Below are 22,276 nucleotides of genomic sequence, written 5' to 3'. Positions count from 1 at the left end.
TTCGCTCCGACGACGGTGTGCCGGATCAGTGGACCAAGGGGTCTTCGAGGCCCGTTCGAGATCCGATCGTCCGCGGTCCGTCGATCGGGTTTCGAAGCACCCTCGATCGCGTCACCGCATTCTCGACTCCGGCCCGGCGCTCAGGCCGCGGACAGCCATGGCCCGGGAAGCGCCAGTGGAGGGAGATACGGTGACAGGAATACCCGAGGGGCGCCGCGTCGTCATCACCGGAATCGGCGTGGTGTCCCCTGGCGGAATCGGCAGAAAACAGTACTGGGAACTCCTCACCTCGGGGCGGACGGCGACCCGGACCATCACCTTGTTCGACGCCTCGCCGTTCCGTTCCCGGGTGGCCGCGGAATGCGACTTCGACCCGATAGCCGCCGGCCTCACCCGCCGGCAGAGCAGGCAGTGGGACCGCACCACCCAGTTCGCCGTGGTGGCCGGAAGGGAGGCCCTGGAGGACAGCGGGGTGCTCGGCCAGTCGGACCCGCACCGCACCGGCGTGATGATGGGCACCGCCTGCGGCAGCACCATGAGCCTGGACAGCGAGTACGCCCTGGTCAGCGACGAGGGGAAGTCCTGGCTGGTCGACGAGTTCCACGCCTCGCCCTACCTGTACGACTACTTCGTGCCGTCCTCCATGGCCGCCGAACTCGCCTGGATCGCCGAGGCGGAGGGACCGGTGGGGGTGGTCTCCACCGGCTGCACCTCCGGCGTCGACGTCCTCGGGCACGCCGCCGACCTGATCCGGGAGGGGCACGCGGACGTCATCACGACGGGCGCGTCGGACGCCGCGATCTCCCCCATCACCGTGGCCTGCTTCGACGCGATCAAGGCGACCACCGCCCGCAACGACAGCCCCGAAACGGCGTCCCGGCCCTTCGACCGCACCCGCAACGGCTTCGTGCTCGGCGAGGGCTGCGCCGTCTTCGTCCTGGAGGAACTGGAGCACGCCCGGCGCCGCGACGCCCACGTGTACGCCGAGATCACCGGCCACGCCTCCCGGTGCAACGCGTACTCCATGACCGGGCTCAGCGACGAGGGCCTGGAGATGGCGGACGCCATCACCGCCGCCCTGGACATGGCCCGCCGCGACCCGACCGACATCGACTACGTCAACGCCCACGGCTCGGCGACCAAGCAGAACGACCGCCACGAGACCAACGCCCTCAAGCGCGGCCTCGGCGGACACGCCTACGACATCCCGGTCAGCTCCATCAAGTCGATGATCGGGCACTCGCTCGGCGCCATCGGCGCGCTGGAGACCGCCGCCTGCGCCCTGGCCGTCGAGCACTCGGTGGTCCCGCCCACGGCCAACCTGCACGAGCCGGACCCGGAGTGCGACCTCGACTACGTACCGCTGACCGCCCGGGAGCACCGGGTCGACACGGTGCTCAGTGTGGCCAGTGGCTTCGGCGGCTTCCAGAGCGCCCTGGTGCTCGGCCGTCCGGCCGGGGTGACACCGTGAGCCGCGCGACCTCCCCGCCCGCACCGGCGCCGGCCCGCACCGCCCGGCCCGACGGCCCCGCCGGCCCGCCGTCCCCGACCGTGTTCACCGGCATCGGCGTCGTCGCCCCCACGGGCCTGACCACCGCCGACTACTGGTCCGCCGTACTGCGCGGGGACAGCGGCATCCGCCGCATCACCCGCTTCGACCCCACCGGCTACTCCGCCCGGGTCGCCGGGGAGATGCCCGAGTACCCGGCCGCCGGCCGGCTGCCCGGCCGGCTGCTGCCGCAGACCGACCGGATGACCCGGCTCGCCCTGATCGCGGCCGAGGAGGCGCTGCGGGACGCCGGCGCCGATCCCGCCTCGCTGCCGCCGTACGCCTGCGGAGTGGTCACCGCCGCCTCGGCCGGCGGCTTCGAGTTCGGGCAGAAGGAGCTGGAGGCCCTGTGGTCCAAGGGCGGCAAGTACGTCAGCGCCTACCAGTCGTTCGCCTGGTTCTACCCCGTCAACACCGGCCAGATCTCCATCCGGCACGGCCTGCGCGGACCGGGCGGTGCGATCGTCGCGGACCAGGCCGGCGGGCTGGACGCGCTGGCCAAGGCCCGCCGCCACGTGCGCGCCGGCACCGCGCTGATGGTGACCGGCGGCGTGGACGGCTCGCTGTCCCCGTGGAGCTGGCTGTGCGTCATCCGCTCCGGCCGGGTGAGCACCGCCGACGACCCGGCCGCCGCCTATCTGCCGTTCGACCGGCGGGCGCGCGGCGCCGTCGTCGGCGAGGGCGGCGCCCTGCTGATCGCGGAGAGCGCCGAGCAGGCCCGTGCCCGCGGAGTGGACCGCGTCTACGGCGAACTCGCCGGCTACGCGGCCACGTTCGACCCCCGTCCCGGCTCCGGGCGGGAACCGGGGCTGCGCCGCGCGGTGGAACTCGCCCTGGCGGACGCCCGGACGGCCCCCGCGGACATCGACGTCGTCTTCGCCGACGGCTACGCCGTGCCCGAGCTGGACCGCGTCGAGGCGGAGGCGCTCGCCACGGTGTTCGGGCCGCGTGCCGTGCCGGTCACCGTGCCGAAGACGACGACCGGCCGGCTGCTGGCCGGCGGCGCCGCGCTCGACGTGGCCACGGCCCTGCTGTCCCTGCGCGACGGCGTCGTGCCGCCCACGGTCAACGTGGCCGACCCCGCCCACCCGGACCTGCTGGACCTGGTCCGCGACACCCCGCGCGAGCTGCCCCTGCGCAGCGCCCTGGTCGTCTCCCGCGGCCACGGCGGCTTCAACTCCGCGCTGGTGGTCCGCACCGGCGCCTGACCCCCGTACCGACCGACCCGAAAGGACTTCCTGCCATGGCCACGTTCGAGATCAAGGACCTGGTGGAGCTGCTGCGCGAGTGCGCCGGCGAGGACGAGGCCGTCGACCTCGACGGCGACATCCTGGACACCGCCTTCGCCGACCTCGGCTACGACTCGCTCGCCCTGTTCAACACCGTCAGCCGCATCGAGCGCGACTACGCGGTCGAACTCCCCGACGACGTCGTCGGCGAGCTGAAGACGCCCCGGCAACTGCTGGACCTGGTCAGCGCCGGTATCGACCAGCGGGCATGAGCGTCCGCCCCACCACAGGCCGCCGAGGCACCGCGGATCCGCGCCCGGACCGCGGTGCCCGCCGGCGGCCCCCATCCGAGGGAGATCGGTGATGTGCGGCATTGCAGGATGGATCGACTACGAGCGCGACCTGACGCGGGAGACGGCGACCGCGTGGGCGATGACCCGGACCATGGCCTGCCGCGGCCCCGACGCCGAGGGGCTGTGGACGGACCGGCACGCGGCGCTCGGCCACCGCAGGCTCTCCGTGATCGACCTGGCGGGCGGGCGCCAGCCCATGACAGCGCAGGACGACGAGGGCCGCACCCTGGCCGTGCTCACCTTCTGCGGGGAGATCTACAACTACCGTGAGCTGCGCGCCGAGCTGACCACCCTCGGCCACCGCTTCCGCACGGCCAGCGACACCGAGGTCGTGCTGCGCGGCTACCTCCAGTGGGGCGAGGAGCTGGCTCCCCGCCTCAACGGCATGTTCGCGCTGGCCGTCTGGGACCCGCGCACCGAGGAACTGCTGCTGCTGCGCGACCGCATGGGCGTCAAGCCGCTGTTCTACCTGCCCACCGAGCACGGCGTGCTGTTCGGTTCCGAACCCAAGGCCCTCCTGGCCAATCCGCTGACCCCGCGCCGGGTGGCCGTGGAGGGCCTGTGCGAGGTCCTGGACATGGTCAAGACCCCGGAGGCGACGGTCTTCTCGGGGATGTACGAGGTCCGGCCGGGCCACCTGGTCCGCATCGGCCGGCAGGGGCTGCGCAAGCGGGCCTACTGGACCCTCGAGGCCCGGGAGCACACCGACGACCTGCCGACCACCATCTCCACGGTGCGCGGCCTGCTGGAGGACATCGTCGACCGCCAGATGGTGTCGGACGTCCCGCTGTGCCTGCTGCTCTCCGGCGGCCTGGACTCCTCCACGGTGACCGCCCTCGCCGCCCGCTCGGCGGCGGCCCGCGGCAGCGGCCCCGTACGGTCCTTCTCGGTGGACTTCACCCACGCCGACGAGGGCTTCGAACCGGACGCGGTGCGCGGCATGCGCGACGCGCCGTTCGTCCGGGACCTGGCGGACCACGTCGGCACCGTGCACACCGAGGTCGTCCTCGGCAGCGAGGAACTGGCCCGGGCCGAGCTGCGGGCCGCCGTACTGCGCGCCGTCGACCAGCCGCCGGCCTTCTGGGGCGACATGTGGCCCTCCCTGCACCTGCTGTTCGGCGCCGTGAAACGGCACTCCACGGTGGCCCTGTCCGGCGAGGCCGCCGACGAACTCTTCGGCGGCTACCGCTGGTTCCGCAACCCCGGCGCCGTGCACGCCGACACCTTCCCCTGGCTGACCTCCGGCTCGGCCCGCTACTTCGGCGGCCTCGCCCTGCTCAACCGGGGCTTCCTCGACAAGCTGGACATCCCCGGCTACCGCGAGGCCCGCTACCGGGAGGCGCTGGCCGAGGTGCCCGTGCTGCCCGGGGACAGCCCCGACGACCGGCTGATGCGCAAGGTCGGCTACCTCAACCTGACCCGGTTCGTGCAGACCCTGCTGGACCGCAAGGACCGGATGAGCATGGCCGTCGGGCTGGAGGTCCGGGTGCCGTTCTGCGACCACCGGCTCGTCGAGTACGTCTTCAACACGCCGTGGGCGATGAAGTCGTTCGACGGGCGGGAGAAGAGCCTGCTGCGCGCCGCGGCCGCGGATCTGCTGCCCCGGTCGGTGCTCCAGCGCGTCAAGAGCCCCTACCCCGCCACCCAGGACCCGGCCTACGAGCAGGCCCTGCGCGCCGAACTGCGGGACGTGCTGGCCGACTCCGACGCCCCCGTGCTCCCGCTCCTCGACCGGGCCCGCGCGGCCCGGGCGGTCGAGCGCCCGCTCGGCGACATCAGCCGGCCCTACGACCGCGGCAGCCTGGAGATGGCCCTGTGGCTGAACGCCTGGCTCACCGAGTACGACGTCGTCCTCGACATGTGAGGTGAGCGGTGACCGAGACGTACACCGATGTCTGCGTCGTCGGCGGCGGCCCCGCCGGCCTGACGCTCGCCCTGCTGCTCCTGCGCTCCGGCGTCCGGGTCGCCGTCATGGAGAAGGTGAGCTCGCTGGAGCGCGAGTACCGGGGCGAGATACTCCAGCCGGGCGGCCAGGCGCTGCTGCACGCGCTCGGCGTCCTCGACGGGGCGCGCGAGCGCGGCTGCCACGAGCACGACCGCTTCCTTCTGCAGGAGCGCGGCCGGGTCCTGATCGACGGCGACTACCGCCGGCTGCCCGGGCCGTTCAACTGCCTGCTGAGCCTGCCGCAACGGCACCTGCTGGAGGAGCTGCTCACCCAGTGCCGCGCCCACGACGGCTTCGAGTACCTGTCCGCCACCCGCTGCTCGGCGCTGGTCGAGGACACCCGGCAGCGGGTGCGCGGCGCCCTCGGGCGCGGCCCGGACGGCGACGTCCTGGTGCACGCCCACCGCGTCGTCGCCGCGGACGGCCGCTACTCCAAGGTCCGCCGGCTCGCCGCCATCGGCTACGACCGGCACGACGTCTTCGACCAGGACGTGCTCTGGTTCCGGCTGCCCGCGCGGGGAACCGCCCCCAGGGAGGTACGGATCTTCCGGGCGGGCGGCAACCCGGCCCTGGCGTACGCGTCCCACCCGGGGGCCGTGCAGATCGGCTGGACGCTGCCGCACGGCACGTACCGGGAGCTGTCGGCGCGCGGCCTGGACCACATCAAGGAGGGGCTGCGCGCGGCCGTTCCCGACCAGGCGGAGCGGATCGACGAGGAGATCACCTCGTTCCGGGACCTGTCGCTGCTCGACGTGTTCTCCGGCATCGCGCGCGAGTGGGCCCGCCCGGGGCTGCTGCTGATCGGGGACAGCGCGCACACCCACGGGCCGATCGGCGCGCAGGGCATCAACCTGGCCGTCCAGGACGCGGTGGCCGCCCATCCCGCGCTGCTGGCGTCCCTGCGCTCCGGTGACGACGGGGCGCTCGACCGGTACGCGGTCCTGCGGCGGCGTGACGTGCGACGAGTGATGCGGCTGCAGGCGACGCAGGGCCGGATGATGCTGTCCACCGGGGGGCTCGCCTCGGTGGTCCGCCCCAGGATGGCCGCGCTGGTCTCCCGCACCCCGGTCTACCGCAAGGTGCTGGACCAGCTGGCCTTCGGCAACCGGGACATCACGGTCCGCAGCGAGCTGTTCCAGCGGCCGGTCCCCCGCTGACGGGGCGGCGGTTCATCTCCCGGGGCGCTTGGGCGGCTGCCGGAGCAGTTCCTCGGAGAGCCACCGCTCCAGCGGGCTCAGCGGCACCTCGGGGCTCAGCCGCTCCGGGTGGCCGGCGGGCGGGCCGGCGAGCGGCCGCGCCCCGTCCCGGCCGGCCGCCCGGCGCCGCCGATGCTCCGCCAGCGCGGCCCAGGCCTCCGGCACCGCCATGTACAGCGAGCCGACGGCCACCAGGGAGTGGACGACGGCCCACCCGACCGACCTCAGGAGCGAGCTGCGCGGTGAAGAACCGTCCATGCCGCCCAGCGTGCCGACCGGGCGTCGGGAACGGCTGGACGTCCGGCCGCGGTCCGCTGGAGGACCGACGTAGGACCGGCGTAGGACCGACGGAAGTCCTGCGGAGGAGACAGAAGGAGAAGCCGAGATGACGCACCCGGCGCGCACCGCCCCGCCCCCGACACCCCCGCCCCCCGCGCCCGCGCCCCGCCCGTCCGGACACCGCGCCGGCGCCGAGCCCCCGCCCGACCGGCAGCAGCCCTCACCGCCGCTGCTGCTCGCCGGCTACGACGACGAGTGCGACCTCGAACCGCACATCTGCCGCGGCATCGACTGACCGCCCGTCCCCCGGGCGGCGGTGGTGGGCAGAAGGGTGATCCGCACCGATCCGGCCGATCCGTGCGTGACCCGCCCCGAGCGGCGGCGTTGAACGGGGCGTGCGGCCGCGCCACCTGCTGCCGCACGTCCCGAGTAAGAAGGAGTACGTGATGTCTCGCATCGCGAAGGCGACCGCGGTGGCCGTCGGCACCGGCGCCATGGTCCTCGGCGGGGCCGCCCTGGCCTCGGCCGACGCGGACGCGCACGGCGCGGCCGTCGGTTCCCCCGGTGTGCTGTCGGGCAACGTCGTCCAGGTCCCGGTCAACATCCCCGTCAACCTCTGCGGCAACACCGTGGACGTGATCGGTCTGCTGAACCCGGCGTTCGGCAACAGCTGCGTCAACAACGGCGGGGACGACGACCACAGCGGCGGCGGCGCCTACGGCGACTGACGGTCCGTCCGACCGTTCGTCCCGCGCGGCACCCGCGCCGCGCGCCCCTTCGGGCATGACGGAGCCCCGGCACCCTGAGCGCCGGGGCTCTTCTCCGTGTGAGGCCCGCCCGGCGAGCCTCCGTGGCGCGGCTCAGCCGTAGCGGTAGATCCCGCTGACGTCCTCCAGCTCGTCGGGGGTGACGTCCCACGGCGGGAGTTTCTCGTGCCGGGCGACGATCCGGCCGTGCTGGAGGTCGCCCCAGCCCGGCGGCTCGGCCGGCAGGTACCGGTGTTCGGCGTGGCGCCGCTGCCAGCGGCTCCACTGCAGGTCGACGAAGGCGTGGTGGAGCCAGAAGACGGGGTCGTTGACCGACGCCCCGCCGACCATCACCCCGCCGACCCAGCGGTGCACTCGGTTGTGGTTGCGCCAGGAGGCGCTGCCGCGCCCGCTCCCCCAGCCCTCCAGCTTGTTGCGGAAGCCCTCGCCGGACGTGGAGTTCCAGGGCGAGGCGTCGTACACCGGGTCCTCCAGCGCCCCTTCCAGCTCGCCGCGGGTGGGCAGCTCGATCGGGTCGCGGGACCGGCCGAGGTCGCGGGTGAGGAACTCCCCGTCGGTGACGCCCACTGTGAGCGTCCAGTCGCCGGTGGCGTAGGCGAACGGCCCGGTCGTCACCCGGCGGTCGGAGGGCCGCCCGGTACCGCCGAGGAGGTCCGCCGTCCAGGGGATCGCGCCGGCCGACCGGTCCCGCGTCCAGTCCCAGTAGGGCACGGTCACCGAGTCGTCGACCCGGCGCAGCGCCCGCTCCAGGTCCAGCAGGAACCTGCGGTGCCAGGGCAGGAAGGAGGGCGCCATGTGGGCGGTGCGCAGGCCGTGCTCGCCGTCGGAGACGTAGTAGTCGATGTGCATGCGCACGAAGTCGTCGTACTCGCCGCGCCGTTTGAGCTCCAGCAGCGCCCTGACGAAGCGGCGGCGCTCGCCGGCGGTGAGCGTGCTGACGTCCTTACGGGTGTAGACCATGGTGTCCCCCCAGGTGCGGATGGCCGGTGCGGGTGTCGAGCAGGTGCTCTCCGGGACCGAGTTCGTCGACGGCGGCGCGAGCGGCGGCCAGCGGGGTGGCGTACGAGCGGTAGTGGTCGACCATGCTCAGCCAGGTGCCGTCGGCGCGGCGCATGAGGTGCAGCGGGCGCCCGTCCACGGTGACCCGCCACCGTCCGTCGTCGTCGGCGGGGCCGGCGGCGACGCGGTCCGTGGCGGGCGGTACGCCCACCAGGCGGCGGCCGCGGTAGAACTCGTCGAAGCCGGTGTCGCCGGCGCCGCCGCCCGGGTCGTGCGGGGGGCGGGAGGCGGCGGCCACGGGGACGATGGCGGCGGTTGCCGCCGCGGCCCCGAGCAGTCCGCGCACCAGGTCCCGGCGGCGCACCCCTCTACCGCGTACCGGTCTCACCGCGTCCGCCCGGGGGCGCTCCGCGCCGACGGGCAGTCCGCTCACGTCTACGACCATGCTGTGCTCCTCGTCCGGTGGGGCCGTACGTCGTCCACAGCGCTAACCGCCGGCGGGGCCGCCCGGTCACCCTCGGACCCCCGACGGGCCGCCCGACCGGCGCGGAACGGGCGACGGGTCCGGGCCGGCGTGCCCGGACCCGTCCGACGCGGCGGGAGGCCGGCTACAGGCCCGGGCCCAGCCCCAGGTCGGCGCCGGGCACCGCCTGCAGCACCGGGGTGATCACGCCGGCCTGCGGCAGCTTCAGGTCCGGCAGGCCGAAGTTGTCGGCGTTGGGCGGGGTGAGGGGGGCGTCCAGCGCGACGCCGGGGCCGAGGGTGCGCAGGTCGGAGGCGGGCGCCGAGACACCGACATGGTTGAACTCGTCGCCGAGGATCTCCGGCAGCGGGGCGCGCACCTGGGCGCCCGGAAGCCCGGCGCCGACCGGCAGCTGCGGGATCACCCGCTCGGGGATGAGCCGGCCCTCGACGTACTGCGGCCCGTTGGGCACCCCGGGCACGGGCAGCGGTACCTCGCCGCCGATCCGGGGCAGTTCCACGTTGAGGGAGTTCTCGACGCCGTCCAGGGGGACGGGCACGGGGACCGTTCCGACCGCGGCGGCGGGGGTCGCGGTGGCGGCGCCGGCCGCCATGAGTACTGCGGCGACGGTTCCTCGGGTGGTCGACTTCATCTCGGGTCCGGACCCTTTCGGTGTGCGGAGCGGGCTGTGCGTGCGTACCGAGTAACGAGCGGCGAAACGACCCAGTCCACATTTCCCCCGGGTGCGCTATTCGCCCGAAAGCCGAATTGTCAACTCAGCCGACCACGTCGCCGGAATTCTCGGTCGCGCTGTCCGGGAGGGGTCAGGCGCGCAGGCTCCGGGCGGGCAGGACGACGTGGGCGGCGGCCTTCAGGGTCTCCTCGGCGCCCGCGAACGCGGCCAGCGCCTCCGGCTCCACGGCCTTGCCGGGCTCCGCCTCGGGCCAGGGACGGCTGGTGAAGACGAGGTAGGCGTAGCCGCGCTCGTCGACGGCGGCCAGCCACTCCTGCGGTGGCGTGCACTGGGCGTTGAGGCTCGGCATGTTCAGCACGGCCGCACCGGACTCCACCAGGAGCGTGACGGGCAGGCTGGGCCGCCCGGTGCCGTCGACGACGTCGCCGCCTACGGGCAGTCCCTGGTCGGCGAGCATCCGCTCGATGGCCGCGGTGGCGGCCTCGGGGCCCTCCGGGCCGTCGCCGAGGGAGTAGGCGAGCAGGTAGGGCATGTCGGTGCCGTCGGGGGCCTCGCCGCTCCACGGCATGACGACCAGGGTGCCCAGGTCGGCGGGGCGGAAGGGGCGGGTTTCGCTTGAGGTTGAGGTCACCGCGCGACCTTATCGACGCGCCGGGGGCCGCCGGACGGGTTCTCACCCGAGCGGAGGACGCGGCCGGGGGGCTCCACACGAACGAGGGACCCGTACGGGCCCGCTTCGAACGACCCGGCGCGCCCGCCCGGTCCGGGTCGCCGGGCGACGCCGAGGGCCGGTCCCGTGCGGTACGGAACCGGCCCTGTGCGCGGGGTCGTGCGGTCAGCCCTTCAGGGGCAGCCCGCCGAGCAGCGCGTTGCCGGAGTTGAGCGCGCCGGTGGCGCCCTTGACGGTGCTCAGCACGGAGTCCTGGTTCTCGGTGTCGAGGGCGTCCGACTGGTGCTGCAGGGGCATCAGGTCGTGGGTGCCCAGAGGCCCCTTGGTGAGCGTGTTCACGGCGCCGTTGAGGCTGGTGGGCGTGAGGTCGGCGGTGCTGTGGGCGAACGCGGGCGCGGCGGCGCCGGCGAGGGCCACGGTTCCGGCAACGACAGCGGCAGCCTTCAGGGACTTCATCGGGTTCCTTTCTTCGGCAACCCGGCAACTCGGCAACTCAAGTCACCAGGGAGTTCCTTACGCCGTGCGTAACGATTCCCGGGCGCGGCGGAAACCCCGTGCGCGGAGACTTTCCGCACCCCGGCGGCGGGCCACCCGATCGAAGGGGGCGGTCCATCGGCCTTTCCCGTCCTCGCACGGGATCCGCACATGAGGCCCGGACTTGACGTCCGGATTTCCGGGGTGCGGCAAGCGGCACGGGTACCCGTGGTGCCGTCGGGCTCAGGACGCGGGCAGCAGGATGCCGGCCGGCAGCGCGGGCACCTCCGCGGGCAACGACGGCGTCTCGGCGGCGGGCAGGGACGCGGCATCGGCGGGCAGGCTCGCCAGCTCGGGCAGGCCGGTCATGTCGGCGGCGGGCAGTCCGGCGCCGAGCAGGGTCGCGGCGACCAGGTCGACCAGGCTGTTGATCACGCCGGTGGCCGAGGGGACGACCTTGCCGACGTCGCCCGAGGTCGCCGCCGCGAGCAGTTCTCCGACCGCCTTCTGGACGGCGGCGATCGCGTCGTCCTGGACATCGGCCGACGCCGCCCGCCGGGCGTCCGCCTTGTCGTCCGCCTGACCGCTCTTGACGGCCGGCAGCGGCAGCGGGGGCACGGCGGGTACGGCAGGCAGGGCGGGGAGTTCGGGCAGCGCGGGAAGCGCTGGGGTCTGCGGCAGCGCGGGGGTCCGTGTCTGCGGCAGGGTCACGGCCGGGGCCGCCGCCATCCCGGCGACGGCCGTCTTGACGGCGTCACCGAGCCGGGTGGCCTGCTCGGGGGTGAGCTGGCCGTTGTCGGCCTTCAGGACGGTGTCGAGCAGCTCCGTGACCGGGGTGAGGACGGAACCGAGATCGCCGAGCGTCCTGCTCCGGGAGGACAGCGCGTCCGCGCCGGGGACGGGCGCTCGGGACGCCGCACGGGCGCGTTCCCGGCTCGGGGGTTCCGTCGGCGGCCGCGGCGGCGGGGCCGGCGATCCCGATGACCAGAGCGGCGCACAGTGCGGTGGACGCGATACGCCGGACGGGCAGACAACGCATGAGGGTTCCTTTCGATGGTGCGTCGGACCCCCCGTGCGAGCGTCACTCACGCTCCGCAACAGATCCCTAACCCCGGGCCACCACCCGCACGGCCGCATCCGCACAGGCGAGCGGTGTCATCCGGGCCCGTCGGCGGTCCCGCACGGCGGGCCGTCCGTTCGGAGCAACGCGAACGGCCGCCCTCCCGGCTGGAGGGCGGCCGTCCGTCGGTGAACGTCAGACCGAGGTCAGTCGTTGACGCAGATGTTGCCGAAGGCCGGGTTCAGCAGGCCGGGCGCGTTGACCGTGTTACCGCAGACGTTGACCGGCACGTGGACGGGAACCTGGACGACGTTGCCCGACAGCACGCCCGGGGAGTGCGCGGCGACACCGTTCGCGCCGCTGTCGGCGGCGGCGATGCCGGAGGCGCCGGCGACGGCCGCGGCGGCAACGGAGGTCAGGACCAGGCCCTTCGCGATACGCGACATGGAGAGGTGCTCCTTGGGGTTTTGACACAAACACCCGGGCGGGGATGCCCGGCGCTGTGTCAACGCCGCACGCCGCCGGGGGTTGTGCCGCCAATGGGGTGATGTACCCGAGAGCCCGGTCCTGCGATTCCGACACACTTGACCGGTTTCACCCGATTAGTCCGTACAGTCGCTAGAGTTGCGGCCCGTCCGAGGCACCCCTATAGCCAGCAAATCGCACGAAAGGGTCACGTCGGTCATGGGCACTTCCCCGGTCCCCCCGGGCCCACCGCGTCCGCCGCTGCGCCGGGCGGCGGCGGGGGCCGCGGCCGTACGGGAGATTCGCTCACGTTCTCGACCGTTCACCGTGCCGGCCTCTCGTCGGCGGCTCCCGCCCAGCCCGCCGACTCCGCGCGGAACCGCGCGATCAGCGAGCCGGGGGCGGCTCCGGCGGCGTGTGTCCCGGCGTACGCCGACCCCCTCGGAGCCGGTGCGGATGCGTTCGATCCGGGCGGCTGTTCGGCGGGCGGCGGTGACCAGCCTGCGGTCCGGCTCGTTCCCCAGCGGGACGCGGCGGGGACCGGCCGGCTCTTCGCCGCCGCCGACGCGCGGAAGTGACCACAGGCGCGTTCCCGCCCGTCCCGAGCACCGTCCGTGAGCGAGGAAGACGTGCCATGCACCAGCCAGCACCCGACCGGCAACCGCGGGTCCTGCATCTGACCCAGCCGGTCGACGGCGGGGTCGCCCGCGTCGTGACGGATTTGGCGCGGGCCCAGCTCGCCGCCGGGCTGCGGGTCACGGTCGCCTGCCCCGCCGGACCGCTCACCGAGACCCTGGTGGCGCTGGGCGCGGACGTACGGCGGTGGGAGGCGGCACGGGCACCCGGGGCCGCGCTGCCCGGCGAGGTACGCCGGCTCGCCCGCGTCGTCGGCGCCGTACGGCCCGACCTGGTGCACGCGCACAGCGCGAAGGCCGGTCTGGCCGGGCGGCTCGCGGTGCGCGGGCGGATCCCGACGGTGTTCCAGCCGCACGCCTGGTCGTTCGAGGCGGTCGGCGGGGCCATGGCCGCGCTGTCGCTGAAGTGGGAGCGGCTGGGGGCGCGTTGGGCACACCGGCTGGTCTGCGTGAGCGAGGCGGAGCGGGAGACCGGGCAGCGCGCCGGAGTCACCGCGCGGTACCGGGTCATCCCCAACGGCATCGACCCCGGCCGCTTCCGCCCGGCCCCCGCCGACAGCGTGCGCACCGCGCTCCTCCCCGGCCTGGACCCGGCGGCACCGCTGGTGGTGTGCGTGGGGCGGCTGTGCCGGCAGAAGGGCCAGGACGTGCTGCTGGCCGCCTGGGACACCGTACGGGCCCGGGTGCCCGGCGCCCGGCTGGTGCTGGTCGGCGACGGGCCGGACGGCGCCGCCCTGCGCGCCGGGGCGCCGGAGTCGGTGCTGTTCGCGGGCGCCGTCGACGAGGCCGCCCCCTGGTACCGGGCCGCCGACCTGGTGGTGCTTCCCTCGCGCTGGGAGGGCATGGCGCTCGCGCCGCTGGAGGCGATGGCCTGCGGCCGGCCGGTGGTGGTGACCGACGTGGACGGCGCCCGGGAGAGCCTGCCGCCCGGGTCCGCCGAGCACTGCCTGGTGCCCGCCGGACGGCCCGGCGCGCTCGCCGGGGCCGTCGCCGGCCTGCTGCTCGATCCGCCGCTGCGCGCGTCGCTCGGCCGCCGGGCGCGCCGGCACGTGCTGGCCACGCACGACGTGCGGCACACGGCCGAGCGGTTCGCGGACCTCTACCGCGAACTGCTCGGCACCCGCCCGGCCGCCGGGCGGGCCACCGACACCGGCCGTGGCGCTCCGGAGGCCGGACCAGACGTAGGGCGCGCCGAGCCCACCGAGTGCAGGGAGTCCATCCACTCGTGACCGCGGAAAGCACCGTCCCCTCCTCCGGCGCGCAGCCCGGGTTCGCGTCCGTCTCGGTCCTGCCCCGGCGGGACACCGGCGCCGGCTTCCGGTTCCCGCTCCGGCGGCCCCCGGCCCGGCCCGCCTCACCACTGCCACTGCTGCTCACCGACGGCCTCGCCGCCCTCGCGGCCGCCGCGGCGCTGACCGAGGCGCGGCGCCACCCGCTGCTCGCCGCGCTCCTGGTCGCGGCCACCCTGCTGGTGCGGCCGCACCGGACCCGGCCGGTGGCCGGCGTGCTCGACGAACTACCCGCCGTCTGCGGCCGGATCGCGGTCGCCTGGCTCGCCCTCGGCACGCTCGTCGCGGCGTACGCCCCGGCCCACGCACTGACCGCGCGCACCCTCGTGGCCGGTCTCGCCGGCCAGTGCGCGCTGGCGGCGGCGGGCCGGGCCGTGGTCCACGCCCGGCGCCGCCGGTCCCTGCTGCGTCACCCGCGCGCGGCGCTCGTCGTCGGGCCGGCCGGCACCGCCCAGCGGGTCGCCGCCGCCGTGCTGCGCCATCCGCGCTGCGGGGTGCGGCCGGTCGGGATCGTCGCCGACCGCCCGGACGGCACCGAAGGGCTGCCGGTGCTGACGACCGATCAGGAGGTGCAGCGGGCCCTCATCCAGAACGGTGTCCGGGACGTCCTGTGCGTCCACCCCGCCGTGCGCACCGCGCGGGGCCCGCTGCTGCGGGCGCTCACCGAGTCCGGCTGCGCGGTGTGGGAGCTCGACGCCGACTCGCCCTCGTACGCCGCCCGCGACCAGCTCGCCGGGTTCGCCTGCCGCCGGCTGGACCTGGGCGTCCGGCGCCGGGGCAGCCTCGGCAAGCGGCTGCTCGACATCGCCGTGTCGGGGTCGCTGCTGCTGGTGGTCAGCCCGCTGCTGCTGGTGTGCGCGGCGGTGCTGCGGCTCACCGAGGGGCCGGGGGTGGTCTTCCGGCAGGAGCGCGTCGGCAAGGACGGGCGCCCCTTCACCCTGCTGAAGTTCCGCACCCACCGCCCGGCCGACGAGCACGAGGCGGCGACCCGGTGGAGCGTCGCCGGCGAGCAGCGGATGCGCCCCTTCTGCCGCTTCCTGCGGCAGTCCTCCCTCGACGAGCTGCTGCAACTGTGGAACGTCCTGCGCGGCGACATGAGTCTGGTCGGCCCGCGCCCCGAACGCCCTTACTTCGTCGGCCAGTTCAGCCAGATCTACCCCGGCTACGCGGCCCGCCACCGCATGCGCACCGGCATCACCGGCCTGGCCCAGATCCACGGGCTGCGCGGCGACACCTCGATCGAGGACCGGGCCCGCTTCGACAACGCGTACATCGACAACTGGTCGCTGTGGCAGGACGTGTGCATCCTGCTGCGCACCGCGGCCGCCCTCGTGCGACCGACCGGGAGCTGACACCGATGGCCCTCGCCCTGCCCCTCGACCCACCCCGATCCTGGTCGCCGGTGCTCCCCGTGGCCGCCGTGATCGGCCTGGTCGCGCTGCCCGCCGGCCCCGGCGGCGAGGGCGGCGCGGGCCCGGCCGACGCGCTGTCCGCGCTGGTCGTCCTGTACTGCGGGGTGCGGCTGCTGCGGCAGCGGCGGCGCCCGCTGTCCCGTACCGCCGCCCTCGTGTTCGGCCTGCCGGTGGTGGGCGCGGCGCTGGCGGCGGCGGGCGCGGTGTCGCCGGGGGCCGGGATCACCGGCCTCGGCCGGTACCTGCAGATCTTCGTGCTGGTCCCGGCCGCCGTACTGCTGCTCATCCGCGACCGGCGCGACTTCCGGCTGCTGGCCTGGTCGTTCGTGGGGCTGGCGGGCTGGCAGGGCGCGGTCGGCGTGCACCAGTACGTCACCGCGACCGGCGCGTCCTACCAGGGCCGGCCGATCCGCGCGGTCGGCACCTTCGGGCCGCAGGACGTGATGGGCATGGCGACGGTCGTGTCCTTCGGCATCGTCTGCGCGGTGGGTCTGGCTCTGGGCCGTACGGCGGCGGCTGACCGGCGCCTGGCGGGCGAGCGCGGCCGCGGCCGGGGGCGGGTGGTCGCCGCCCTGTGCGCGGCCACGCTCCTGCTGCCCCTCGCGCTCTCCTTCAGCCGGGGCGCCTGGATCGCCACCGCCGTCACCTGCTCGGCGCAGCTGGTGCTGGCCGGGCTGCGCCGGGCGCTCGCGGTCGGGGCGGTCGTCGCGGCGCTCGGGGTGGTGCTGGTCGGCGGGTTCGGAGTCGGTACGGCGATGTTGCAGGAGCGGGTCGGCAGCATCACCCAGGTCACCGACGCGCCCGACCAGTCGGTCACCGACCGGTACACGATGTGGGCGGCGGCGGCCGACATGTGGTGGGAACGGCCGTTGACCGGCGTGGGGTTGAAGGGCTTCCCCGAGTACCGCGACAGCCACGCCTCCGTGGCGCTGTCCGCCGGCAGCGACACCGACGGCGCGGGGTCGGGCTTCGTGAAGCAGCCGCTGCTCTCCCCGCACAACATGTACCTGCTGATCCTCAGCGAGCAGGGCCTCATCGGGCTGCTCGCCCTCGCCGGGTGCTGGCTGGCGCTGCTGGTGCGTGCGCTGCGGGGCGTCCTGCGGACCCACCGGGGCAGACCCGGCCTGGACTGCGCGCTGGTCGCCTCCGGTCTGCTGATCTGGCAGCTCACCGACTTCCTGTACGCCGACATCGGCGGCCCTTCCACGGTGCTGACCGCCGTCTGCCTCGGCCTCACGGCGTGGTGGTCCCTTGCCCCAGAACCCCGCTCTCCCGAGCCCGCCTCCGCCCGCCCGGCGCCTTCCCGGCACGAGAGGGTCCTCCCCCGATGACGGTCCCGGCCCCCTCGGGGACACCCCGGCCCCACCGCGGACCCGCCCCCGGCACGCCACCCGGACCCCCGGCACCGCCCCCCGTGCCGGCCGTACCGCCCCCGACCGCCGCACCGCACCGGACGCCCGTGGCGTCTGCCGCGGCCGGCGCGCTGCCGCCGGTCTCACGCGGGTTCCTCGCCAAGGCAGCCCTGGTGACCGCCGGGCTGTCGGTGGCGGGTGCGCTGCTCGGGCTGGTGCGGGACCAGGCGCTGGCGCGGATGTTCGGAGCGGGCCCGGGCACGGACGCCTTCCTCGTGGCGTGGACCGTGCCCGAGTTCGCGGCCACGCTGCTCATCGAGGACGGACTGGCGTTCGCGTTGATCCCGGCGTTCAGCCTGGCGCTGGCCCGGCGCGCGCGGGGCGCCCCCGGCGACCCGGTGCGCGCCCTGGTCGCCGGGACGCTGCCCCGGCTGTCGCTGGCGTTCGTCGCGGTCGGCGCCCTGGTCGCCGTGCTCGCGCCCCAGGTGGTCGGGGTGCTCGCCCCCGGCCTGCCCGATCCGGTGCTCGCCGTCGACTGCACCCGGCTCACCGCGACCTGCGTGGTCAGCTTCGGCCTCGCCGGGTACTGCAGCGCCGCCCTGCGCGCCCACCGCCGGTTCGTGGCCCCGGCGGCGATCTACGTGGCGTACAACGTCGGCATCATCACCGGCATGGTCGCCCTCGGGGAACGCTGGGGCGTGCGCGCGGCGGCGGCCGGCGTGGCGGTCGGCGGGTGCCTGATGGTCCTCGTACAACTGCCGTCCCTGCTCCGGCAGCTGCGTCGGCGGGGCGCTGCGGCGGACGCCGGGGCGGCCGGGCCCGGACAGGAGCCGCGACCGCTCGGCGCCGCCGTCGTCGCGACGGTCCTGCTGTTCGCGCTGTGCCGCCAGTCGCAGGTCCTCGTCGAGCGGTTCCTCGCCTCGCGGCTGCCCGCCGGCGCCATCTCACACCTCAACTACGCGCAGAAGGTCGCGCAGATGCCGATGATCCTCTCCCTGATGCTGTGCACCGTCACCTTCCCGGTGGTCGCACGGGCACTGGCCGAGGGGGACGCCGAGCGGGCGCGCGGCCGGGTGGAGCGGGACCTGGCGCTGGCCGCGTGCATGGTCCTGCTGGGCACCTCCGTGGTCATCGCCTGCGCCCGGCCGATCGTCGAACTCCTCTTCCAGCAAGGCGCGTTCGACGCCCGGGACACGGCCGCGACGGCCGGTGTGATGCGGGTGTACGCGCTCGGGCTGCTGGGCCAGACCCTGGTGGGCACGCTGGCCCGCGCCTACTTCTCGACGGGCCGCGCCACCTGGTACCCGGTCGGCGCGATGACCGTCGGGATCGTGGTCACCGCGTGGGCGGGCACGCTCGCCGTGCGCCCCTGGGGCGTCGCCGGGATCGCCGCCGCCAACGCGGCCGGCATCACCGTGACCGCGCTGGTGCTGCTGGCCGGTCTCACCGGGTCCGCCCGGCACGCCCGGCCGCGCGCCGTGCCGATACGGGTGCGTTCGGTGCTGCGCGAGCTGAGCCGCCCGGTGGGTGCCGCGGTGGCCGCCACCGTCGCGGGGACGTGCGCCGCGAGCCGGTTCGCCGGCCCGGTGGCGGCGTTCGCCGTGGGTGCCCTCACCGTGACCGCCGTCTTCGTCCTGCTCGGCCGGGCGTTCGGCGCCCAGGGCGTCGCCACCGCGCTGAGATCCGTACGTTCCGCGACCCGAAGGCTGCCGTATGCCCGTTCCCGCTGACATCGAAAGACGGCCCGCGCACCGGCCCGGCCGGGCCCCCTGGGTGGCGATGTACCACTCGGTGGGCGACTGCTCCGACGACCCGTACCGCGTCACGGTCACACCCGAGCGACTGGACGGCCAGCTGGCGTGGCTGCGCCGCCGCGGCCTGCGCGGCGTGCGCGTGGCCGACCTGCTCGCCGCCCGCGCCCGGGGCGAGGACGCCGGACTGGTCGGCCTGACCTTCGACGACGGGTACGCCGACTTCCTCACCGGCGCCCTGCCCGTCCTCGAACGCCACGGCTGCACCGCCACCCTGTTCGTGCTGCCGGGCCGGCTCGGCGGCGACAACGCCTGGGACCCGCGCGGCCCGCGCAAGCCGCTGCTGACCGCCGACGGCATCCGCGAGGCCGCCGCCCGCGGTGTCGAGATCGGCTCGCACGGCCTGACCCACATCGACCTGACCGGCGCCGACGACCTCGCGCTCAAGGCGGAGACCGTCGACAGCCGCACCGCGCTGGAGGAGCTGCTGGGCGCGCCGGTGGCCGGGTTCTGCTACCCGTACGGGGCCGCCGACCGGCGGACCGCCGACGCCGTGCGCGAGGCCGGCTACGGATACGGGTGCGCCATCGACCCCGGCCCCCTGACCGGTCGGCACGCCCTGCCCCGGGTGCATGTCGGGCAGCGCGACGGCACCGTACGGCTGTTCCTGAAACACCGGCTGCACCCGTTGCGCCGGCGACCCGTCGAGGGGCTGGGATGAAGGCGCTGCACGTCATCACCGGGCTGGGCGTGGGCGGCGCCGAGCAGCAACTGCGGCTGCTGCTGCGGCATCTGCCGGTCCCGTGCGACGTCGTGACCCTGACCCACCCGGGCGCCGTCGCCGACGGGCTGGCCGCGGACGGGGTGCGCGTCACCGACCTCGGCATGGCCGGCAACCGCGACCTGGCCGCGCTGCCCCGGCTGGCGCGGATCATCCGCTCCGGCGGCTACGACCTGGTCCACACCCACCTCTACCGGGCCTGCCTGTACGGACGGCTGGCGGCACGGCTCGCCGGGGTGCGGGCGATCGTGGCGACCGAGCACTCCCTCGGCGAGTCCCAGATGGAGGGGCGCCGGCTCGGCGCCGGGGTCCGCGCGCTCTATCTGGCCGGGGAACGGCTGGGCCGCGCCACGGTCGCCGTCTCCCCCACGGTCGCCGCCCGCCTCCGGCACTGGGGTGTGCCGGGGCCGCGCATCGAGGTGGTGCCCAACGGCATCGACCTGGCCCGGTTCCGCTTCGACCCGGCCGTCCGGCACCGCACCCGCCGGCGCCTGGGCCTGCCCGACGACGCCCACGTCATCGGCGCCGTCGGCCGGCTCACCGCCGGCAAGCGCTTCGACGTGCTGGTGCGCGCGCTGGCCCTGCTGCCCCCGGACTGCCGGCTGCTGGTGGTCGGCGGCGGCCCCGAGGAGAGCGTGCTGCGGCGCACCGCGTACCACGCCGGCGTCGCCGACCGCGTCCTGCTGACCGGGGAACGGCCCTACGTCCCCGACGGCACCCCCGGCCCCGACCTGCCCGCCCTCACCTGCGCCATGGACGTCCTCGCCGCGCCGTCCGCCGAGGAGGCCTTCGGGCTGGCCGTGGTGGAGGGGCTCGCCGCCGGGCTGCCGGTGCTCTACACGTCGTGCCCCGCGATCGAGGACCTGCCCGCGCACGCGGCGCCCGGCGCGCTCCGGGTCACGGGCGGCCCCGCCGCGTTCGCCCGGGCCGTCGCCGAGGACCGCGCACGGGGCCCCCGCCCGCGTACCGCGCCCGACGCCGCCCGCCACTACGACATCGCCCGCAGCGCCGCCCGGCTCATGGACGTGTACACGGCCGTCGTCGCCGGTCAGCCCCTGTCGTCCGTACCGTCGTCCGCATCCCAGGGAGTCACATCGTCATGACCGACAACCCGACCAGGCACCCCCGCCGGACCGCTGCCGCCCGCCTCAGGGCCCTCCCCCCGTGGTCCCTTCTCGTCGCCGGCGCGGTCACCGGCGGGCTGCTCGGCGGCGCGTACGGCGCGCTGAAGCCGCCGGTGTACTCGGCGACGGCCTACGTCGTCGCCGTCCCCACCAAGGAGTCCGACCCGGCGTCCGCGCTCGGCTTCGCGCAGGCCTACGGGCGGGTCGCCACCCAGGTCGCGGTCCTCGGGGACGCCCAGGTGTGGGCCGGGGTGCCGGTGCGCACCCTCCAGGGCAGCGTGCGCACGGCGACCTCCCCGGACGCCCCGATGGTGGCGATCACCGCCACCTCCGCCCAGCCCGACCTGGCCGCCGACATGGCCAACGCGGTCTCCCGCTCGCTGACCGAGCACGCCGCGAAGGCCAAGGACGGCACGCACGTGCAGCTGCGCCCGTTCGCCCGGGCCGTCGAGCCGGCCGAGCCGACCGGGGCGTCGGCGGCGGTCACCGCTCTGGTGGGCGTCAGCGCGGGCGGGCTGCTGGGCGGCCTGGTGCTGCTGGTGCGGCCGCGGCGCGGCCGGGAGGAGGAGACCGGGCGCGCGGCGGCCGTCCCCGGCCCGGCCCTGGCCGCCGACACCCACGGGGCGCTGTGAGCCCCGCGTACACCACCGAACTGCTCACCGACGAAAGCGCGTTCGCCGAGCTGGGGCCCGCCTGGGGGCGGCTGTACCGGCGGTGCGCGGCGGCCACTCCGTTCCAGAGCCACGCCTGGCTGCACTCCTGGTGGCTGTCGTACGGGCGGCGCGGCCGGCTGCGGGTCCTGCTGGTGCGGGACGGCGGCCCGGGGGGCGAGCTGGTCGCCGCCGCCCCGCTGACCGCCGTACGCCGTCCGCTGCCGGCGCTGGTGCCGCTGGGCGGCACGATCTCCGACTACGGGGACGTCCTGGTCGACGACGAGCACGGCGAGGCGGCCGTCGCCGCGCTGACCGAGGGTCTGGCGGCGGCCGCCCGTACCGCGCTGATCGACTTCCGCGAGGTACGGCCCGGCAGCGCGGTCGAGCACGTCTACGACCGCTGGAGCGGGCTCCGGCGCCGGGTGAGCGACTCGGTGTGCCTGGAGCTGCCCGCCGTGCCGATGGCGGACCTGGTGGCCCGGCTGCCGTCGGCCAAGGCCCAGCAGCGGGTGCGCGCCAAGCTGCGCAAGCTGACCGCGCTGGGCGTCGAACGGGCGGTGGTACGGCCGGACGGCGTGGACTCGGCGCTGCGGCGGCTGCTGGAGCTGCACCGGCTGCAGTGGCAGGGCCGCAAGGTGACCGGCGAGCACCTTCAGGCACGGTTCTGCGAGCACCTGGTGCGCTCGGTGGCGCCGATGGTGCGCTCCGGGGACGCGGTGGTCACCGAGTTCCGGCTGGACGACGACGTGGTGGCCGTCGATCTGACCCTGGTGTCCCGGCGGCTGGCCGGCGGCTACCTGTACGGCGCCCATCCCCGGTTACGGGAACGCAAGGCGGACGTCGCGGTGATGCTGCTCGACGCCTGCGCCGAGCACACCGGCGGCGGCCCGCACGGCACGCTGAGCCTGCTGCGCGGCAACGAGCCCTACAAACTCCACTGGCGGCCCGAACCGGTCGTCAACCAGCGGCTGCTGCTGGCCCGGCGGCACACCGCGCCGCTGCTGTCGGCGGCGCTGTGCGGTGTGGCCGTGCGGCGGCGGGGCAAGGAGCTGCTGCTTCGCAGGGAGCAGCGGTCCGGGAGGAGGCCCGAGGGTGGCGGCGGGTCCTGACGCGGGCCCGCCGCCACCCCGGGCTCA

At 75.4% G+C, this 22,276-nt stretch carries 23 protein-coding genes; 15 read left to right on the top strand and 8 right to left on the bottom strand.

Going from position 1 to position 22,276, the window contains the following annotated elements; all coding sequences use genetic code 11:
• Positions 1 to 157 precede the first annotated feature (157 nt).
• The 5 genes from ACSLTV_RS07905 (at position 158) to ACSLTV_RS07885 (ending at position 6,233) form a co-directional block, all read left to right on the top strand.
• A complete protein-coding gene (locus tag ACSLTV_RS07905; RefSeq protein ID WP_432156630.1) occupies positions 158 to 1,471 on the top strand; it encodes a beta-ketoacyl-[acyl-carrier-protein] synthase family protein in 1,314 nt (437 codons plus the stop codon).
• Positions 1,472 to 1,551: 80 nt separating this feature from the next.
• Entirely contained in the window at positions 1,552 to 2,757 is a 1,206-nt protein-coding gene (locus ACSLTV_RS07900) for a ketosynthase chain-length factor (RefSeq protein WP_432156689.1), read from the top strand.
• Between the two features lie 35 nt (positions 2,758 to 2,792).
• Positions 2,793 to 3,050 (top strand): acyl carrier protein, encoded by a 258-nt coding sequence (locus tag ACSLTV_RS07895; RefSeq protein ID WP_432156631.1) that lies wholly within the window; start codon positions 2,793 to 2,795, stop codon positions 3,048 to 3,050.
• Between the two features lie 91 nt (positions 3,051 to 3,141).
• Positions 3,142 to 4,995: an asparagine synthase (glutamine-hydrolyzing) gene (gene asnB, locus ACSLTV_RS07890; RefSeq protein WP_432156632.1), complete on the top strand. Its 1,854-nt coding sequence runs from the start codon at positions 3,142 to 3,144 to the stop codon at positions 4,993 to 4,995.
• 8 nt (positions 4,996 to 5,003) lie between these two features.
• Positions 5,004 to 6,233, top strand: a complete 1,230-nt coding sequence (locus tag ACSLTV_RS07885; RefSeq protein ID WP_432156633.1) for an FAD-dependent monooxygenase — start codon at positions 5,004 to 5,006, stop codon at positions 6,231 to 6,233.
• 12 nt (positions 6,234 to 6,245) lie between these two features.
• Here the strand turns inward: ACSLTV_RS07885 and ACSLTV_RS07880 are convergent, their stop codons facing one another.
• Positions 6,246 to 6,530 (bottom strand): DUF6059 family protein, encoded by a 285-nt coding sequence (locus ACSLTV_RS07880; protein ID WP_435611879.1) that lies wholly within the window; start codon positions 6,528 to 6,530, stop codon positions 6,246 to 6,248.
• Positions 6,531 to 6,657: 127 nt separating this feature from the next.
• Between ACSLTV_RS07880 and ACSLTV_RS07875 the strand changes: the two genes are divergently transcribed.
• A complete protein-coding gene (locus ACSLTV_RS07875; protein WP_432156635.1) occupies positions 6,658 to 6,846 on the top strand; it encodes a hypothetical protein in 189 nt (62 codons plus the stop codon).
• A gap of 151 nt (positions 6,847 to 6,997) precedes the next feature.
• Positions 6,998 to 7,279, top strand: coding sequence for a chaplin (locus ACSLTV_RS07870; protein WP_432133085.1), 282 nt, complete (start codon positions 6,998 to 7,000; stop codon positions 7,277 to 7,279).
• 132 nt (positions 7,280 to 7,411) lie between these two features.
• On the opposite strand, the gene ACSLTV_RS07865 is transcribed toward ACSLTV_RS07870, so the two are convergent.
• The 7 genes from ACSLTV_RS07865 to ACSLTV_RS07835 form a co-directional block, all read right to left on the bottom strand.
• Positions 7,412 to 8,278 (bottom strand): tyrosinase family protein, encoded by an 867-nt coding sequence (locus tag ACSLTV_RS07865; RefSeq protein WP_432133086.1) that lies wholly within the window; start codon positions 8,276 to 8,278, stop codon positions 7,412 to 7,414.
• The gene (locus ACSLTV_RS07860) at positions 8,262 to 8,762 is read right to left on the bottom strand and encodes a tyrosinase family oxidase copper chaperone (RefSeq protein WP_432133087.1); all 501 of its coding nucleotides are present in this window, start codon (positions 8,760 to 8,762) and stop codon (positions 8,262 to 8,264) included. The genes ACSLTV_RS07865 and ACSLTV_RS07860 overlap by 17 nt, the downstream gene beginning before the upstream one ends.
• A gap of 163 nt (positions 8,763 to 8,925) precedes the next feature.
• Entirely contained in the window at positions 8,926 to 9,432 is a 507-nt protein-coding gene (locus ACSLTV_RS07855) for a hypothetical protein (protein WP_432133088.1), read from the bottom strand.
• A 172-nt stretch (positions 9,433 to 9,604) separates the two neighbouring features.
• Positions 9,605 to 10,105: a DUF5949 family protein gene (locus ACSLTV_RS07850; protein WP_432156636.1), complete on the bottom strand. Its 501-nt coding sequence runs from the start codon at positions 10,103 to 10,105 to the stop codon at positions 9,605 to 9,607.
• A 204-nt stretch (positions 10,106 to 10,309) separates the two neighbouring features.
• Positions 10,310 to 10,600, bottom strand: a complete 291-nt coding sequence (locus ACSLTV_RS07845) for a hypothetical protein (RefSeq protein ID WP_432133090.1) — start codon at positions 10,598 to 10,600, stop codon at positions 10,310 to 10,312.
• A 261-nt stretch (positions 10,601 to 10,861) separates the two neighbouring features.
• The gene (locus ACSLTV_RS07840) at positions 10,862 to 11,707 is read right to left on the bottom strand and encodes a hypothetical protein (protein ID WP_432156637.1); all 846 of its coding nucleotides are present in this window, start codon (positions 11,705 to 11,707) and stop codon (positions 10,862 to 10,864) included.
• 177 nt (positions 11,708 to 11,884) lie between these two features.
• A complete protein-coding gene (locus tag ACSLTV_RS07835; protein WP_432133092.1) occupies positions 11,885 to 12,124 on the bottom strand; it encodes a chaplin in 240 nt (79 codons plus the stop codon).
• 653 nt (positions 12,125 to 12,777) lie between these two features.
• Here ACSLTV_RS07835 and ACSLTV_RS07830 point away from each other — a divergent pair.
• The 8 genes from ACSLTV_RS07830 to ACSLTV_RS07795 are packed head-to-tail and all read left to right on the top strand — an operon-like array spanning position 12,778 to position 22,249.
• Positions 12,778 to 14,007 (top strand): glycosyltransferase family 4 protein, encoded by a 1,230-nt coding sequence (locus tag ACSLTV_RS07830; RefSeq protein ID WP_435611878.1) that lies wholly within the window; start codon positions 12,778 to 12,780, stop codon positions 14,005 to 14,007.
• Positions 14,004 to 15,419: an exopolysaccharide biosynthesis polyprenyl glycosylphosphotransferase gene (locus ACSLTV_RS07825; RefSeq protein ID WP_435611877.1), complete on the top strand. Its 1,416-nt coding sequence runs from the start codon at positions 14,004 to 14,006 to the stop codon at positions 15,417 to 15,419. Before ACSLTV_RS07830 ends, ACSLTV_RS07825 begins: the two co-directional genes overlap by 4 nt.
• A gap of 5 nt (positions 15,420 to 15,424) precedes the next feature.
• On the top strand, positions 15,425 to 16,810 hold the full coding sequence (locus ACSLTV_RS07820; RefSeq protein ID WP_435611876.1) for an O-antigen ligase family protein: 1,386 nt from the start codon (positions 15,425 to 15,427) through the stop codon (positions 16,808 to 16,810).
• A complete protein-coding gene (locus ACSLTV_RS07815; protein WP_435611875.1) occupies positions 16,807 to 18,561 on the top strand; it encodes a lipid II flippase MurJ in 1,755 nt (584 codons plus the stop codon). The genes ACSLTV_RS07820 and ACSLTV_RS07815 overlap by 4 nt, the downstream gene beginning before the upstream one ends.
• The gene (locus ACSLTV_RS07810) at positions 18,545 to 19,303 is read left to right on the top strand and encodes a polysaccharide deacetylase family protein (RefSeq protein WP_432133097.1); all 759 of its coding nucleotides are present in this window, start codon (positions 18,545 to 18,547) and stop codon (positions 19,301 to 19,303) included. The genes ACSLTV_RS07815 and ACSLTV_RS07810 overlap by 17 nt, the downstream gene beginning before the upstream one ends.
• Entirely contained in the window at positions 19,300 to 20,466 is a 1,167-nt protein-coding gene (locus ACSLTV_RS07805; protein ID WP_432133098.1) for a glycosyltransferase, read from the top strand. The genes ACSLTV_RS07810 and ACSLTV_RS07805 overlap by 4 nt, the downstream gene beginning before the upstream one ends.
• Positions 20,463 to 21,119: a lipopolysaccharide biosynthesis protein gene (locus ACSLTV_RS07800; RefSeq protein ID WP_432133099.1), complete on the top strand. Its 657-nt coding sequence runs from the start codon at positions 20,463 to 20,465 to the stop codon at positions 21,117 to 21,119. The genes ACSLTV_RS07805 and ACSLTV_RS07800 overlap by 4 nt, the downstream gene beginning before the upstream one ends.
• Positions 21,116 to 22,249, top strand: a complete 1,134-nt coding sequence (locus ACSLTV_RS07795; RefSeq protein WP_435611874.1) for a GNAT family N-acetyltransferase — start codon at positions 21,116 to 21,118, stop codon at positions 22,247 to 22,249. Before ACSLTV_RS07800 ends, ACSLTV_RS07795 begins: the two co-directional genes overlap by 4 nt.
• Positions 22,250 to 22,276 lie beyond the last annotated feature (27 nt).

Source organism: Streptomyces sp. bgisy159 (assembly GCF_965341775.1).
Classification (GTDB): domain Bacteria; phylum Actinomycetota; class Actinomycetes; order Streptomycetales; family Streptomycetaceae; genus Streptomyces.
Note: the sequence above shows the minus strand (reverse complement) of the source record. Positions and strands in the feature narration are given on the sequence as shown.

What these genes read in the sequence shown, in the direction of transcription:
- ACSLTV_RS07905 (WP_432156630.1), top strand. Translation starts at nt 158, where the DNA reads ATGGCCCGGGAAGCGCCAGTGGAGGGAGATACGGTGACAGGAATACCC.
- ACSLTV_RS07895 (WP_432156631.1), top strand. Translation starts at nt 2,793, where the DNA reads ATGGCCACGTTCGAGATCAAGGACCTGGTGGAGCTGCTGCGCGAGTGC.
- asnB (WP_432156632.1), top strand. Translation starts at nt 3,142, where the DNA reads ATGTGCGGCATTGCAGGATGGATCGACTACGAGCGCGACCTGACGCGG.
- ACSLTV_RS07880 (WP_435611879.1), bottom strand. Translation starts at nt 6,530, where the DNA reads ATGGACGGTTCTTCACCGCGCAGCTCGCTCCTGAGGTCGGTCGGGTGG.
- ACSLTV_RS07875 (WP_432156635.1), top strand. Translation starts at nt 6,658, where the DNA reads ATGACGCACCCGGCGCGCACCGCCCCGCCCCCGACACCCCCGCCCCCC.
- ACSLTV_RS07870 (WP_432133085.1), top strand. Translation starts at nt 6,998, where the DNA reads ATGTCTCGCATCGCGAAGGCGACCGCGGTGGCCGTCGGCACCGGCGCC.
- ACSLTV_RS07865 (WP_432133086.1), bottom strand. Translation starts at nt 8,278, where the DNA reads ATGGTCTACACCCGTAAGGACGTCAGCACGCTCACCGCCGGCGAGCGC.
- ACSLTV_RS07860 (WP_432133087.1), bottom strand. Translation starts at nt 8,762, where the DNA reads ATGGTCGTAGACGTGAGCGGACTGCCCGTCGGCGCGGAGCGCCCCCGG.
- ACSLTV_RS07855 (WP_432133088.1), bottom strand. Translation starts at nt 9,432, where the DNA reads ATGAAGTCGACCACCCGAGGAACCGTCGCCGCAGTACTCATGGCGGCC.
- ACSLTV_RS07845 (WP_432133090.1), bottom strand. Translation starts at nt 10,600, where the DNA reads ATGAAGTCCCTGAAGGCTGCCGCTGTCGTTGCCGGAACCGTGGCCCTC.
- ACSLTV_RS07835 (WP_432133092.1), bottom strand. Translation starts at nt 12,124, where the DNA reads ATGTCGCGTATCGCGAAGGGCCTGGTCCTGACCTCCGTTGCCGCCGCG.
- ACSLTV_RS07830 (WP_435611878.1), top strand. Translation starts at nt 12,778, where the DNA reads ATGCACCAGCCAGCACCCGACCGGCAACCGCGGGTCCTGCATCTGACC.
- ACSLTV_RS07820 (WP_435611876.1), top strand. Translation starts at nt 15,425, where the DNA reads ATGGCCCTCGCCCTGCCCCTCGACCCACCCCGATCCTGGTCGCCGGTG.
- ACSLTV_RS07815 (WP_435611875.1), top strand. Translation starts at nt 16,807, where the DNA reads ATGACGGTCCCGGCCCCCTCGGGGACACCCCGGCCCCACCGCGGACCC.
- ACSLTV_RS07810 (WP_432133097.1), top strand. Translation starts at nt 18,545, where the DNA reads ATGCCCGTTCCCGCTGACATCGAAAGACGGCCCGCGCACCGGCCCGGC.
- ACSLTV_RS07805 (WP_432133098.1), top strand. Translation starts at nt 19,300, where the DNA reads ATGAAGGCGCTGCACGTCATCACCGGGCTGGGCGTGGGCGGCGCCGAG.
- ACSLTV_RS07800 (WP_432133099.1), top strand. Translation starts at nt 20,463, where the DNA reads ATGACCGACAACCCGACCAGGCACCCCCGCCGGACCGCTGCCGCCCGC.